This window comes from Paraburkholderia sp. Cy-641 (assembly GCF_011752945.1).
In the GTDB taxonomy this organism is placed as follows: Bacteria; Pseudomonadota; Gammaproteobacteria; order Burkholderiales; family Burkholderiaceae; genus Paraburkholderia.
Map to the genome: position 1 here is coordinate 35,545 of NZ_VWWM01000057.1, position 13,763 is coordinate 49,307.

At 65.2% G+C, this 13,763-nt stretch carries 9 protein-coding genes and 1 pseudogene; 5 read left to right on the forward strand and 5 right to left on the reverse strand.

Annotated elements, in window-relative coordinates:
- Positions 1-4 precede the first annotated feature (4 nt).
- The 4 genes from xylG (at position 5) to F3J20_RS25395 (ending at position 5,876) form a co-directional block, all read left to right on the forward strand.
- The gene (xylG, locus tag F3J20_RS25380; protein ID WP_167050151.1) at positions 5-1,564 is read left to right on the forward strand and encodes a D-xylose ABC transporter ATP-binding protein; all 1,560 of its coding nucleotides are present in this window, start codon (positions 5-7) and stop codon (positions 1,562-1,564) included.
- Entirely contained in the window at positions 1,561-2,760 is a 1,200-nt protein-coding gene (locus F3J20_RS25385) for a sugar ABC transporter permease (protein WP_167284918.1), read from the forward strand. Before xylG ends, F3J20_RS25385 begins: the two co-directional genes overlap by 4 nt.
- A 339-nt stretch (positions 2,761-3,099) precedes the next feature.
- Positions 3,100-5,370, forward strand: coding sequence for a molybdopterin cofactor-binding domain-containing protein (locus F3J20_RS25390; RefSeq protein ID WP_167284920.1), 2,271 nt, complete (start codon positions 3,100-3,102; stop codon positions 5,368-5,370).
- Positions 5,371-5,420: 50 nt separating this feature from the next.
- Positions 5,421-5,876, forward strand: a complete 456-nt coding sequence (locus F3J20_RS25395; RefSeq protein ID WP_167284921.1) for a (2Fe-2S)-binding protein — start codon at positions 5,421-5,423, stop codon at positions 5,874-5,876.
- Between the two features lie 44 nt (positions 5,877-5,920).
- On the opposite strand, the gene F3J20_RS25400 is transcribed toward F3J20_RS25395, so the two are convergent.
- From F3J20_RS25400 to tssI, 4 genes are read right to left on the reverse strand one after another with little or no spacing between them, the layout of a single operon-like run.
- Positions 5,921-6,169 (reverse strand): PAAR domain-containing protein, encoded by a 249-nt coding sequence (locus F3J20_RS25400; protein WP_167284923.1) that lies wholly within the window; start codon positions 6,167-6,169, stop codon positions 5,921-5,923.
- A 27-nt stretch (positions 6,170-6,196) separates the two neighbouring features.
- Entirely contained in the window at positions 6,197-7,357 is a 1,161-nt protein-coding gene (locus F3J20_RS25405) for a type VI immunity family protein (protein ID WP_240162900.1), read from the reverse strand.
- Complete coding sequence (locus tag F3J20_RS25410; RefSeq protein WP_167284925.1) at positions 7,338-8,603, reverse strand: VRR-NUC domain-containing protein; 1,266 nt, start codon at positions 8,601-8,603, stop codon at positions 7,338-7,340. The genes F3J20_RS25405 and F3J20_RS25410 overlap by 20 nt, the downstream gene beginning before the upstream one ends.
- A 27-nt stretch (positions 8,604-8,630) precedes the next feature.
- Positions 8,631-11,354: a type VI secretion system Vgr family protein gene (gene tssI / locus F3J20_RS25415; RefSeq protein WP_167284931.1), complete on the reverse strand. Its 2,724-nt coding sequence runs from the start codon at positions 11,352-11,354 to the stop codon at positions 8,631-8,633.
- A 333-nt stretch (positions 11,355-11,687) separates the two neighbouring features.
- On the opposite strand from tssI, the pseudogene F3J20_RS25420 reads away from it, so the two are divergent.
- Positions 11,688-11,935 (forward strand): annotated as a pseudogene (locus F3J20_RS25420) (hypothetical protein).
- Between the two features lie 175 nt (positions 11,936-12,110).
- Here the strand turns inward: F3J20_RS25420 and F3J20_RS25425 are convergent.
- Positions 12,111-13,685 carry an efflux transporter outer membrane subunit gene (locus F3J20_RS25425; protein ID WP_167284935.1) on the reverse strand — a complete coding sequence of 525 codons (1,575 nt, stop codon included), beginning with the start codon at positions 13,683-13,685 and terminating at the stop codon, positions 12,111-12,113.
- Positions 13,686-13,763: the final 78 nt, after the last annotated feature.

Here is a 13,763-nt window from a genome sequence, read left to right on the forward strand (position 1 = left end):
GCGAATGACGCAACCTCTTCTGACGATGCGCGGCATCGTCAAAGCTTTTTCCGGCGTGAAGGCGCTCGACGGCATCGACCTGACCGTCTCGCCGGGCGAATGCGTGGGCCTGTGCGGCGAGAACGGCGCGGGCAAGTCGACGCTGATGAAAGTGCTTTCCGGCGTCTATCCGCACGGTACCTGGGATGGCGAAATACGCTGGGAAGGCGAGTCGCTGAAGGCCACGAGCATTCGCGACACCGAGCGCGCGGGCATCATCATCATTCACCAGGAGCTGATGCTGGTGCCGGAGCTCTCGGTCGCGGAGAACATTTTTCTCGGCAACGAAATCACGCTGCCCGGCGGCCGCATGAACTACGCGGCGATGTATCAGCGCGCCGACGAACTGTTGCGCGAACTCGGCATTAGCGGCATCAATGCCGCGCAGCCGGTGATGAACTACGGCGGCGGCCATCAGCAGCTGATCGAAATCGCGAAGGCGCTCAACAAGCGCGCGAAGCTGCTGATTCTCGATGAACCGTCGTCGTCGCTGACTGCCGCCGAGATCGCGATTCTGCTCGACATCGTGCGCGATCTGAAGCGGCGCGGCATTGCCTGCGTGTACATCTCGCACAAGCTCGACGAAGTCGCGGCGGTTTGCGACACGATCAGCGTGATTCGCGACGGCCGTCATGTCGCGACCGAGCCGATGCACGCGCTGACGACCGACCGCATCATCTCGCTGATGGTGGGCCGCGAGATCAGAAACCTGTTTCCGCGCGAGCCGCATCCGATCGGCGAGGTGGTTTTCGAAGCGCGCCACGTGACCTGTTTCGACGTGACGAATCCGCGCCGCAAGCGTGTGGACGACGTGTCGTTCTCGTTGCGGCGCGGCGAGATTCTCGGCGTCGCGGGACTCGTCGGCGCGGGCCGCACCGAACTGATGCAGGCGATCTTCGGCGCGTACGCGGGCGGGAGCGAAGCGAGCGTCATGCTCGACGGCAAGCCCTTGAAGATTCGCGCGCCGATCGACGCGATTCGCGCCGGCATCGCGATGGTGCCCGAGGATCGCAAGCGTCACGGCATCGTGCCGGGCTTGAGCGTCGGCCACAACATCACGCTCGCGGTGTTGCAGCGTTTCGCATCGGGCGGGCGCATCGATTCCGCCGCCGAACTCGACACGATCAATACGGAAATGAGGCGGCTTTCGGTGCGCGCGGCGAATCCGATGCTGTCGATTGCGAGCCTCTCGGGCGGCAATCAGCAGAAGGCGGTGCTCACGCGCATGCTGCTGACCGATCCGAAAGTGCTGATCCTCGACGAACCGACGCGCGGCGTCGACGTCGGCGCGAAATACGAAATCTACAAGCTGATCTTTCAACTGGCGCAGCGCGGCATGTCGATCATCATGGTGTCGTCCGAATTGCCGGAAGTACTCGGCCTGAGCGACCGCGTGCTCGTGATCGGCGAAGGCGAATTGCGTGGCGACTTCGTCAACGACGGTCTCACCCAGGAAGACATACTCGGCGCCGCGATCCGTCCCGTGCATCCCTCTTCGAACTTAACCGCAGCGAGTGCCGCATGACGCCCGACGTGACTTCCCAACGCACCGACCATGCCGTGCCGCGAGGCGGATTCGGCGGCGCGCAGCGCATTCAGCAACTGTTCGCGCGCTACAAGATTCTCGCCTTGCTGATTGCCGTCGCGGTGATCTGGACGTTCTTCTCGGTGCTCACGCACGGCGCGTTCGTCACGCCGCGCAATATATCGAACCTGCTGCGGCAGATGTCGATTACCGGCATGCTCGCCTGCGGCATGGTGTTCGTCATCATCGCCGGCGAGATCGATCTGTCGGTCGGCTCGCTGCTCGGCCTGCTCGGCGGCGTCGCGGCGATTCTCGACGTGAACCGTCACTGGCCGATCGGCGTGACGATTCCCGTGGTGCTGCTGCTCGGCGTGGCGGTCGGCGTGTTCAACGGATGGTGGTCGACGTACCGGCGCGTGCCGTCGTTTATCGTCGGGCTTGGCGGCATGCTCGCGTATCGCGGCATTCTGCTCGGCGTCACGGGCGGCTCGACCATCGCACCGGTTTCGGATAGCTTCGTATTCGTCGGCCAGGGCTATCTGCCGCGGCTCGCGGGCGACACGCTCGCGATCGTCATGTTCGTGCTGCTCGCCTTCCTGACGATACGGCAGCGCGCGAACCGCCAGCGTTATCAGTTGCGGGTCGTGCCGTTCTGGCAGGACGTCGCGAAGGTGATCGGCGCGGGCGCGATACTGGCGGGCTTCGTGGCCACGCTTGACCACTACGGCGGCATTCCGGTGCCCGTGCTGCTGCTGCTCGCGCTGCTCGGCATCTTCACGTGGATCGCCACGCAGACCGTGTTCGGCCGCCGCATCTACGCGGTCGGTTCGAACCTCGAAGCGACGCGGCTGTCCGGCGTCAACACCGACCGCGTGAAGCTCGCGATCTTCGCGCTGATGGGGCTCATGTGCGCGTTCGCGGGCATTGTCAACACGGCGCGGCTCGCGGCCGGCTCGCCGTCGGCGGGCACGATGGGCGAGCTCGATGCGATCGCCGCGTGCTTCATCGGCGGCACCTCGATGCGCGGCGGCTCCGGCACCGTGTACGGCGCGCTGATCGGCGCGCTCGTGATGGCGAGCCTCGATAACGGCATGTCGATGCTCGACGTCGACGCGTACTGGCAGATGATCGTGAAGGGCGGCATTCTCGTGCTGGCCGTGTGGATCGATGTGGTGTCGGGTTCGAATCGCCGTTGAAGGGTTTGAGTTGCAGCAATACGCGTGGTGTGCCTGGGGAACCGGCGCACCGCGCGAGATGCGGTTACATGAAACTTCACACAGCGCCCAGGCACTAGCCGCGCGCAGTTAATGAAGCACCCCACGATTTTCCCCCGCCGCCCGCATTCCTTGCACGCCCATACCGCACGGCCACCCGAGCCGCGTGCGCGCATTTAAGTCTCCCGCCGGCCGGTTCGTCTTATTACTATTCGCAAACAACGGCGCGAGCGGAGTCGGGCACGGAGTCGGGCGTCTGCGCGCTTGCGCCGCTTTCCCGTCATCGTGCCAGCCGGTCGAGCCATGCCATCGAGCCATGCCATGTTAACGCGCAGAACCTTCCTGCTCGGCGGCGCCAGCGCGTTGGGCGGTCTGCTGCTCGGCTGGGGCGTGCTGCCGCCGCGGCAGCGCCTGACGACGTCGGCGCCATTGCCGGTGCAAGGCTCGCAGGTCGCGCTCAACGGCTGGGTCAAGATCGCCGCCGACGACAGCGTGACGATCTTGATGGGCAAGAGCGAAATGGGCCAGGGCATCCACACCGGCCTCGCGATGCTGCTTGCCGAGGAACTCGACGCGGACTGGTCGCGGGTCAGCGTCGAAGCCGCGCCGATCGACCGGATCTACAACGCCGTGCAGAGCATTGTCGACGACCTGCCGTTTCGGCCCGACGACGATAGCCTCGTCAAGCGCGGCGTCGTGTGGATCACGAGCAAGGCGGTGCGCGAATTCGGCACGATGATGACGGGCGGTTCGTCGAGCATGAACGATCTGTGGACACCGATGCGCGAAGCCGGCGCATCGGCGCGCGCGATGCTGATCGGCGCGGCGGCCGAACAGTGGCAGGTGGCGCCCGGCGAATGCCGCGTGGAAAAGGGCTACGTGCTGCACGGGTCAGGCCGGAAGGCGAGCTTCGGCACATTGGCGACGCTGGCGGCGCGGCAGCCGTTGCCGCGCAAGGTCGACTTGAAGCAGCCCGCCGATTTCAGGCTGATCGGCCAGCCCGTGCGGCGCATCGAGGCCGCGTCGAAAATCGATGGCAGCGCGCGTTTCGGCATCGACGTATTGCCGGGCGGCTTGCTGTACGCGAGCGTCGTGATGTGCCCGACGCTCGGCGGCACCGTCGCGCGGTTCGACGCAACGCCCGTGCGGACCATGCCGGGCTTCGTCAAGGCGTTCGCGGTCGCGCCGTATGCGGGCGGCACCGGCGGCGTGGCCGTGATCGCGGACAACCCGTATCGCGCGATGAACGCGGTCGCCGCGCTCAAGGTGGACTGGCAGGACGGCGCGGCCGCGAAGGTGTCGAGCGCGGAGATCGATCGCCATCTGCTGGACGCGCTCGATGGTGCCGACGGCCATGTGTACTTCCAGCGCGGCAATCTCGACAACGCGATGAGCCGCGCGGCGCGCACGATCGACGCCGTGTACCACGTGCCGTATCTCGCGCATGGCGCGGTCGAGCCGCTGAACTGCACGGTGCGGGTCGCGGACGGCGCGGCGACCGTGTGGGTCTCGACGCAGATGCCGGGGCTCGCGCGGCAGCACGTCGCGCGGGCGCTCGGCATCGATGCCGGGTTCGTCGACGTGCAACCGCAGTTGTTGGGCGGCGCGTTCGGGCGGCGGCTCGAACTCGATTTCATCGCGCAGGCCGCGGTCATTGCGCGCGAAGCCGAGGGCCGTCCGGTGCAAACGATCTGGTCGCGCGCGCAGGATTTCACGCACGACTTTTATCGACCCGCCTGCGCGGCGCGGCTTCGGGCCGGCTTCGACGGTGACGGCAAACTCGTTGCGTGGCACGCGAAATCGGCGGGGCAGGCGATCGTGCCGGAAGCGCTTGCGCGCTACTACGGCGTGCCGCGCATTCCGATCGACAAGACCACTTGCGAAGGCGCGTTCGATCAGCCATACGAGTGGCCGGCCGCGCGCGTGTCGCACGAGATCGTCGAATTGCCGGTGCCGGTCGGCTTTTGGCGCTCGGTCGGCCATTCGCACCAGGCGTTCTTTACCGAGAGCTTCACCGACGAAGCCGCTGTGGCGGCGAAGCAGGACCCGCTCGAATTTCGCGCGGCGCTGCTCGCGCAGCATCCGCGGCATCTTGCGGTGCTCAAGCGTGTCGGGGTGCTGTCGGGCTGGGGGCATCCGCTTGAGCCTGCTAACGACGGCGCGCGCCGTGCGCGCGGCATTGCGCTGCACGAGGCGTTCGGCAGCGTCGTCGCGCAGGTTGCCGAGGTGTCGATCGGACCGCAGAAGCAGATTCGCGTGCATCGCGTGGTGTGCGTGATCGATTGCGGCTTGCCGGTGAATCCGAACCTGATCCGTCAGCAGATGGAAGGCGGCATTGTGTTCGGTTTGTCGAGCGCGTTGCAGAACGAGATCACGATCGTCGACGGCCAGGTGCAGCAGAAGAATTTCGTGGACTTTCCGGTCGTGCGAATGAACGTGTGTCCGGCGATCGAAACCGACATCATGCCGAGCCAGCTGCATCCGCAGGGCGTCGGCGAGCCGGCCGTGCCGCCGGTTGCGCCGGCGGTGGCCAACGCGGTGTTCGCGCTGACCGGGCAGCGTTTGCGCACGTTGCCGCTGAAGCTCGCGTAAGCGTGGGTTCGATCGGGCTCGGCCCTGGTTTCGCGATTCGGGAGAACAACATGGCAATACTGAATATCAACGGACGCGCGATGAAGGTCGAGGCCGAGCCGGACATGCCGTTGCTCTGGGTGCTGCGCTGCGACCTCGGCATGACGGGCACGAAGTTCGGCTGCGGCGTGGGCATCTGCGGCGCCTGCACGATCAATCTCGACGATGCCGCGTGCTTCGCCTGTCAGACCCCGATGTCGAGCCTGCACACGCAGAAGATCACGACGATCGAAGGCCTTCAGGGACGCGAGGCGCAGGCGTTGAAGGCTGCATGGCTCGAACTCGACGTCGTGCAATGCGGCTATTGCCAGAGCGCGCAACTGATGGCGGCCTGCGCGCTGCTCAAGCACAAGCCGAATCCGAACGATGCGGATATCGATGCGGCGATGACGCCGGTGGTGTGCCGTTGCGGCACGTATCCGCGGGTGCGGGCGGCGATTCATCTGGCGGCGCGGCGGATGGGGTAGGGCGCATCGCACGGATTCGGCACGACGCCAGAATGATCGCCACGTCACCGCACGCTCGAAATCAGGCGGCAGCCGCATGTTCCACGATGACCGGCGCGAGCAAGCGGCACGCCGTTATCGATCATCGTGTCGTCGCCCTCGATGATGACGTTAGGCTGAATCTGCGGGTGTAGCGGACACTCGATCAGGTCGCCCTTGCGCGCGAGTGCTACGCCGTCGTAGTCCGCCGTTGTCGAGGCGGTGACGACTTTGCCGCCGTGGTCGGTGGTGTCGCCGAGCCGAATAAAATCCATGTCGTTGTCCTGGATCAGTTTGCTGGGTCAGTTTCTCTTCGGCGGGACGATTTCAGGCGTGCGCGGCAAGGGAGGCGCACCGGGCAGATCAAAGCGGGCTTCCCATCGACGGGTGCCATCGGGGTCGGCATGGTCGGCGCCCGGCACGTTGGTGTGCAGCGAGGGAGGCGCGGGATTACGCAGCACGCGTAGCACGCGATTGACGAACACGTAGGGTTCGGGAAGTCCCTCCTCAGGCGCGCCGAGGCGGGGGAAGTCGCCCGCGCGGATCAGCAGGCAGTGGCCGACCCGCCCGATGCCAATGTCAGGCCGTGCCAGGTCGGCTCGCACGGCGGCTTCCCCGCCGAGGCGGTCGACAAACAGGTCGCCAATGAGGGTGTACCAGTTCACGCCCTTGATGAACCCGTAACGCCTCACTTTTGCACCGGGAGGAAGGTCGTCGTAAATCTCCGTCGGGCGTTCCGCTGATTCGCCTGTATACGACATGGTGTTGTATTCCATATCTTGTATGAACGCGTAGCTGTCGATTTCCAGTCCGCTGAACCGTTGCGCAAGCGCCCATTCCTGCGGCATATACTCGTGGAAACTGTACGGCAGGATGGATGAGAATCCGCCGTAGCCACCCCGCACCGGAAGCTGTTCGCAGACAAAACGCAGGAACGCCTCGTAGCTCCGGACACCTTCGGGCGTGTTCACGAAATCCATCGGCATCCAGAATTTCATGTACGACAGACCACGGTCCCGTCCCTTTTTCACGATGGCTCCACCCGGAATCTCGTAGTCCGCCGCCATGGCCCGGTTGGTCAGCGTCTTGATCTGATAGGCCGCGGCGCTATCCTCGTCGATCGCGCTGGAGCGCACGACCTCCACCTTGACCTCTGGAGGGGTTTCCAGAATTGCCCGGCGGATCGCCTCGATCCCGCGTGGTGTCTTCCGGCTGAAGCGGCCGTCATCGCCATTCCTGCCGCCTTTCAGGTAAGGGCCAAACAGTTGCTCGAAACGGTCGAAGCAGGCGAGCAGTCCCCGGCGTACATCGGGCTTCGAACCGCGCTCGAAGAACACCGTGCCGATCACGTCGGGGAAGATCACCAGCCGGCCCTGGTTGTCGTGCTGACATAGTTCCTCGCCATAGCGGCTGAAGGCTTCCGCCGGTGTCAGCACCGGCTTTTTATGGGAAGAATTCATCATGTGATCCGTTTGCAGTAAAAGAAAAATTGGGCGAGCGGGTCAGTGCAGCCATCAGCGCTGCGTCGCCCGCTGTCGCGGTGATCGCTACCAGCGCGGCCAGCGCGCCGACCAAGGCCTGCGTTAGCACGACGGGAACGAGGACTCCATCGATGACGAGGACAACCACGGCCATCCCCCCGGACATGGTGATGCACACCTGTCCCCAGTCGATCTGCCGGAGTTGCTGGACGGTCAGGTCGGTCTGCTGTCTGATCTGCTGCCATGCGGCCTTGAGTTCAGCAGCGGTGTAGCGCGACACGGCCCGGTTTGCATCGTCGAGGTAGTGCCATTCATGGCCGGCGGCATGCGCTTCCGTTATCCACCGGCCCTGCTCGAACAGCCACTGCGCCTCCTGACGCAGCCAGGCCTGGGTGTCGTCAGAAAGCTCGCGGGCCCCTTGTGCCGCCGTATCCCATAACGCCGCCACACCGCTCGCGGCCGAATCGGCTGCGCCCTCCAGCGCGCTCCACGGCTCGAACCATGCGGCCTGTGGGACCGGTATCTTCGAGCGGAGCCGGGCGCGCAGCAGCAGCCTGCCGGCGACCTTGCCGAGGAACCCGGCGGCAATGGCCGCCTCGACCATTGCCTTTGCACGTTCCTCACCACCCGAGACTTTCAGCACGGTCATGTGGCGGTTATCGCCGGCAATGCCGAGATAGTCGCGCTCCTGGTTTTCGCCCCAGGTGTCTCCCGGAAACTTGACCTCGACGAGCCTCAGCAGGTTCGGCCACTGAGCCATGCCGTCGTGATCGACGGTCCCACGACCCGGCCACCGGTTGCCCTCGTTCTCGACGATCACCACGTCCGGACGGCGGACTTCGCCTGCAAGGCTGCCGGGTAGGGGAAACGGATTCTGGCTGTGACGGCGCCCGGGGATGTCACCATCGGTCCGACTGAGGAAAGGTATGGGCGGATATTCATTTGTGATCCACGGCCGCATATCAAACGACACCTCGGCCTTATACCGCCAGCGGAACTCATGCTTCCTTTCATCCGCGCGAATCGCCGCGCTCATTGCAATCTGCTTGAGCAGGCTCGTTCCCACGAGGCCATCCGACCTCTGTACCCGGAGTACCTCGGGCCACCACATCGCCGAGCGGATTTTTTCTTCGAGGTAACCCATCGCCTGATGCGGAAGACGGACGTATTTGGGTATGTCCTCCCGAATGGTCACTGTTGTGTCAACGGGAATCATCTGTGCTGCCATAACTTCATGGTCTCCTGTCCGGCTGTTTCATTCAGTAATGTGGTCAGAAAAAACCTCCGTCCCGCCACCCGCGAGGTGCCACGACTCGACTCTGGACTGCTGCCTCGCGGTATTGACCCGCAGTTGCACCGATTGCGATGCCGGCGCGAATGCGGGCATCGTTTCTCCCTTGTCGCTCGTCATGCCACTGAGCGCTCTCCCGGTCGGCAGATACAACCGGTAAGGATGCCGAGCCATGGGCAAGCCGCTTTTCTGATCGAGCAGGACGTACCGCGCCTGATAGTCGGGCCTGAAAGTCTCGAGTGGCCGCGGCATGGAGTCGGGCCCCGTCTTGCTCCACCTCGCGCACTTTTCGAGAATCGTGCCTGTCGTGCCGTTTGTGATGCCGCTGCCGTTGATCTGGATGTACGAGCCGCGCGAGCCGATCCAGATTTCCTGCGCCGCCTCGATGACGATCTTTCCGTCGGTGCTGGTGATGGTGAGGTCTTTCAGCGCGGCGAGCGCCATCTGGTCGTTCTGTGCCTGAATCTCGACCTTGCCCTTTGCCGCAAACAGCCGGATGCCGAATTGCGCCGCCACGAACGAAATGGCGCCGCGCACCGACGCAAATAGCGAACGGCCCGACACGATGCTGACGTCGCGCCCCGCCGTGACGGCATGATCGTTCTGGCTTGCCAGATGCGTGCTGTCGGCGGCCGTTGCGGCGAGACCCGACGCGCTCGCGAGTACGAGGTCCGGCCGCGTCATTTCCGGCGACGGGTAGGCCGCGCTTTTTGCGCCACCTCTGATCGCGTCGTTCTGCGCCTTCATGCCGGCGGTCACATCGCACGGGTTCATCTGCGCGTCCTGCGCCTTGTGTCGTTGCGCCAATCGCGCCATGTCCTCATGCTGCTCGCGCGCCTGCCGCAGACGCTGCACCGTTTCGCCCATGTCCTTCATGGGTGCGTCCGCGCCCACACGTGTCTCGGTCGTAATGAGCATGCCGCGATTGGCGCGTGCCACGCCATGCGCTTCAGTCGCCAGTTCGAACCCTTCGCCGCGTGCCTGGGCCCGTCCGCGGTTGCCGTCGATGCGCGTATTGCTGCCGAGTACCAGCCGCGAGTTCGCATGATCGCTCGTCACCTGCACCTGGAGTTTGCCGGGCGTGTCGTCGGTCACGACGCTGTTGGCCCCGAGGCCTTCGAGGTCCCGGCTGCGCCAGCCCGTCAGCGCCTGGTTCTTCGGCAGTTCCCATGGCGGCAGCTGCGTGCGGTTCACCATGCGGCCGGATATATAGGGCTTGTCCGGGTCGCCTTCGTGGTAACTGATGGCGACCTCCTGACCCACACGCGGCAGCGCGGCAAACCCGTACTCCATGCCCTGCCAGGGCGACACCGCGCGCACCCAGCAGCTCGCCATGCTGTTGCGCTCGCTGAGCCGGTCCCAGACGAAGCGGACCTTCACCCGCGCATGAGCGTCCGGCCAGATCGCATAGTTTGCCGGTCCGGTGACGATCGCCGTTTCCGTGCCGCATTGAGGCTTCTTCTTCAGCCGGTTGCGGTAGAAACGGTTGGCCGGGTGCAGTTCGAACCGGGTGATACACCGGTATGGCTTTTCGTTGCCGCTGGCCTCGTCGTTGTCGCGGATATCGAGCGTCAGGGCGCTCACGAGGTATTCGGCATTGGCGGTCTGATCCGGATGGCCTTCGAGGTGGAAGGTATGCCCGATAGCCAGACCGCGCAGGTTGCCCCGGCCCTGGGCCGTGAGACTGCGCACACGCAGTGCATCGGCGCGCACGTTCGCCAGGTAGCGAGCCTCGTCCTCGATGTCGTTCGGCGTTCCCGACAGTCCGCCCGAACCCGCCAGCGGTTGCGAATAGTCGCCCCAGTCGTACTGCTCGGTGTCGGCATAAGGCAGGTTGTCGTAGCGGTTCAACGGATCGGACAGCAGGATTCGGCCGAGGCGCGTCGGATCGTAGTCGGTGAGGGTAACGGTGCCCGCCGTCAGCGCGCGCGAGACCTCGAACCTGTGGATATGCTCCTCGTCGATGCGTGCGCCGTCGGGTGCCTGATACCGGATCGTGTCGTACATGTTGTGATGCGCGTGATAACTGCCGGGCGAATCACACAGGACCAGCGTCGGCCCTTCCATGAAAAACGTGATGCCCCATTCGCGCCATATCCGGCGCAGGAACGCGAAATCGCTCTCCCACATCTGCCGCACGTAGTCGCGTTTCGGCCAGCCTTGGGCCAGTCCCGGCGCGCCAAGGCGATAATCGACCGGATACGGATAGGCATCGAGCACCTGTCTCGTGATCTCGGCGATATTCATGTTCCTGAAAATGCGGCTGTCGCGGTTCAGTGTCGCGAGCCACAGCCATGGACGTATCGTCATGCGGTAGTAGGCATGACGCGGGTCCTCTCCGGCGAGTGCCATGTCCGTGATGAGGCCGGTGATCTCGCGCAAGCCGGCTCCCTTATTCGAGAGACCGCTCTCGCCCGGCAGGCCCGCAACGAAAGTCCCTTTGCCATCGAACTGGATCGACACGCTGACTTCGCGGCCCACGAGTTCGTCGGGTCTAATCATCGCGCGTGCCGCGGTAGCGCGTAGTGTCGGCGTATCGCGAGTCTTCAGTTTCACCGAGTATTCGTAGAGCTTGCCCAGCTTTTCGATGCCTTGCAGGCGCACCGGAAACACCACGGGCTCACCGTTCCACACGGGTAGGACCTTGCCCGTGAGGGCAAGTGTGCGGACCTGTTTCGGCGTGTACATCGGTTCTCTCCGGTGGTGGATAGGGCGCAGGCAGACGTATCGGCCGATCGCATGAATTCAGGTGTGTGCTCCTGAGGCAAGCGGTAGCTTCATCGAATGTATGGCCTGCGATCGTTTTCCATTTCTCGATGAAACGCAACGGCACGATGCCGAGAATTGACCGGGGATATCTGTACCGCGAATAGATTCGGTAATCCCTGAAATGCGTTGAGAAGCCACGCCCTTGTGATTTCCGCCGCGTAACGGTGCGACGCAAGTCTGTGCTGGAGAGCGCGATCCGCTAGTTGCTGAAATTGTCAGAAATCCTGAAATTTTGAAGCTCGGGAGAGCCGCGTGGCAATGCCGAATATCAATGGACAGACAGTGAGGGGCGCTGTGTCGACGAGATGTCATTGCTATGGGTGCTGTGTTGCGACCTCGGCATGGCGGGCAGCAAGTTCTGCTGCGGCTTGGCTATCCGGGGTGCGCGCGCGTCGTGCAATGCGGATATCGATGCGGCGATGACGCCGGTGGTGTGCCGTTGCGGCACGTATCCGCGGGTGCGGGCGGCGATTCATCTGGCGGCGCGGCGGATGGGGTAGGGCGGGGTAAGGCGGGACAAGCCGCACCGCACCCGCCTCACTCAACTGGCGAACCGAACCTCCTCCACGATGGCGATGATCACCGTGAAGATGCCGATGCATCCCCCAAGCGTCGCCGCGCCTTGCAGGCATGCCGACATGACGTGACCGCGTAGCGAATCGCGGTGTCCGGTATTCAGGGTGCCTTGCCCGCCGAGGTTGTCGTCGCCGGCATGGCCGCCGCCTTCGCCGCGACAGGCGTCGCCTTCAGCTGCGCCGGCGTTTCGCCCGGCGTGCTCTGCCCGCCGACCTCCCAGCCACCGCCCAGCGACAGGAACAGATTGACCTGATCGACTGCCACCTGGCCCTCGGCGCCCGCGAGTTGCGACTTCGCCGCCGTCAGCGTGCGCGTCGCGTCGAGATCGGAGATGAACGACTCGCGGCCCGCGAGATACAGCCGGTGCGTTTCATCCGCCGATTGCGCGGCCGACTTCAGCGCCGCGCGCAGCGAATCGGCGCGCGCGTAGTCGGAGGCGTAGGTCGCGAGATTGGTCTCGGTTTCGCGCAGCGCGTTCAGCACCACACCGTCGAACTTCGCGAGCGCGACCTGGCTCGACGCCTCGGCTTCGCGAATGCGGCCGCGCGCGCCGTTGGTCGGGAAGGTCCAGCTAATCAGCGGACCGAAGGCCCAGCGCCCGGTCGGCGAGGTACCGATGTCTTCGAGAATGCCCGTGAAGCCCGTCGATGCGCCGATGCTCACGCTCGGATAGAGCGCCCCGGTCGCCACGCCGATACGTGCCGTCGAGGCCGCGAGCTGACGCTCGGCTTCGTGCACGTCGGGGCGGCGGCGCAGCAGCGCGGCGCCGTCGCCGATCGGAATCGGCTGGCTGAGTTGCGGCAGCCGATCGCAGGCGAGCACGGCCGGCGGTAGATCGGACGGCGCGCGCGCGAGCAGCGCCGCGAGCCGGTATTGCGCGATCTTGCGGCGCGCCGTGTAGCGCGGGATATCGGCCGCGAGGTTGTCGACCTGGGTCTGACCGCGCGTGACTTCGGTCTGATTGCCGCGGCCCGCGTCGCGCAGACGGCGCGACACGTCCACGCGCTGCTTCTGCAACGCGAGCGATTGCTGGGCGATGCGCAACTCCTCGGCCGCCGAGCATTGCTCGACGTACGAGCGCACGACGTTGGCGACCACGGTGATGCGCGCGAGGTCGCCCGCGGCTTCGACGGCTTCGGTGTCCGCCGCGGACGCTTCGACGCCGCGGCGCAGCTTGCCGAACAGATCGATTTCGTACGAGATGCTGATGCCGAGGTCGGCTTCGTTGGCGACCGGCAGTTTCTCGAAGAGCAGGTATTGCTCGGCCGATTCCTGTGCGCGTTCGACCGCTGCCGACGCCTTGCCCGAGAAGCCGCCCTGCGCCTGCGCGACGCCGAGCGCCTCGCGTGAGCGCGCGAGATTCGCGGCCGCGACGCGCAGATCGGTGTTCGACTTCAGCGCTTCGTCGATGAGGCTGTTCAGCACCGGATCGTCGTAGAGCTTCCACCAGACCGTCGGCGTGTTGAGGGTCGAGGTCAGGGTGGGGTCGGCGCCTTCGAGCGCGCCTTTGGCGAGCGGCGCGTTGACGAGCGCCTGCTTCGGCAGCGTGTAGTCGGGGCCGACGTTGATGCAGCCGTTCAGCGCGACCGCCAGCGGCAATAGCGGCAACAGCGGGAGCCATGGCCGCAGCGGCAGGCGCGGCGCCAGTGAGGGCAAGGGGCGCGCGAATTTCATTGCGACGCGCCCGACGCAGCCGCGGCCGACGCGGCGGAACCGGCCGCCACGGCCGAACCGGGCGCCACCGGCGCGGCC

Excerpts from the sequence above, each read along its gene's own strand:
- F3J20_RS25395 (WP_167284921.1), top strand. The coding sequence starts at position 5,421 with ATGGCAATACTGAATATCAACGGACGCGCGATGAAGGTCGAGGCCGAG.
- F3J20_RS25425 (WP_167284935.1), bottom strand. The coding sequence starts at position 13,685 with ATGAAATTCGCGCGCCCCTTGCCCTCACTGGCGCCGCGCCTGCCGCTG.
- tssI (WP_167284931.1), bottom strand. The coding sequence starts at position 11,354 with ATGTACACGCCGAAACAGGTCCGCACACTTGCCCTCACGGGCAAGGTC.
- F3J20_RS25400 (WP_167284923.1), bottom strand. The coding sequence starts at position 6,169 with ATGGATTTTATTCGGCTCGGCGACACCACCGACCACGGCGGCAAAGTC.
- F3J20_RS25390 (WP_167284920.1), top strand. The coding sequence starts at position 3,100 with ATGTTAACGCGCAGAACCTTCCTGCTCGGCGGCGCCAGCGCGTTGGGC.
- xylG (WP_167050151.1), top strand. The coding sequence starts at position 5 with ATGACGCAACCTCTTCTGACGATGCGCGGCATCGTCAAAGCTTTTTCC.
- F3J20_RS25385 (WP_167284918.1), top strand. The coding sequence starts at position 1,561 with ATGACGCCCGACGTGACTTCCCAACGCACCGACCATGCCGTGCCGCGA.
- F3J20_RS25405 (WP_240162900.1), bottom strand. The coding sequence starts at position 7,357 with ATGATGAATTCTTCCCATAAAAAGCCGGTGCTGACACCGGCGGAAGCC.
- F3J20_RS25410 (WP_167284925.1), bottom strand. The coding sequence starts at position 8,603 with ATGGCAGCACAGATGATTCCCGTTGACACAACAGTGACCATTCGGGAG.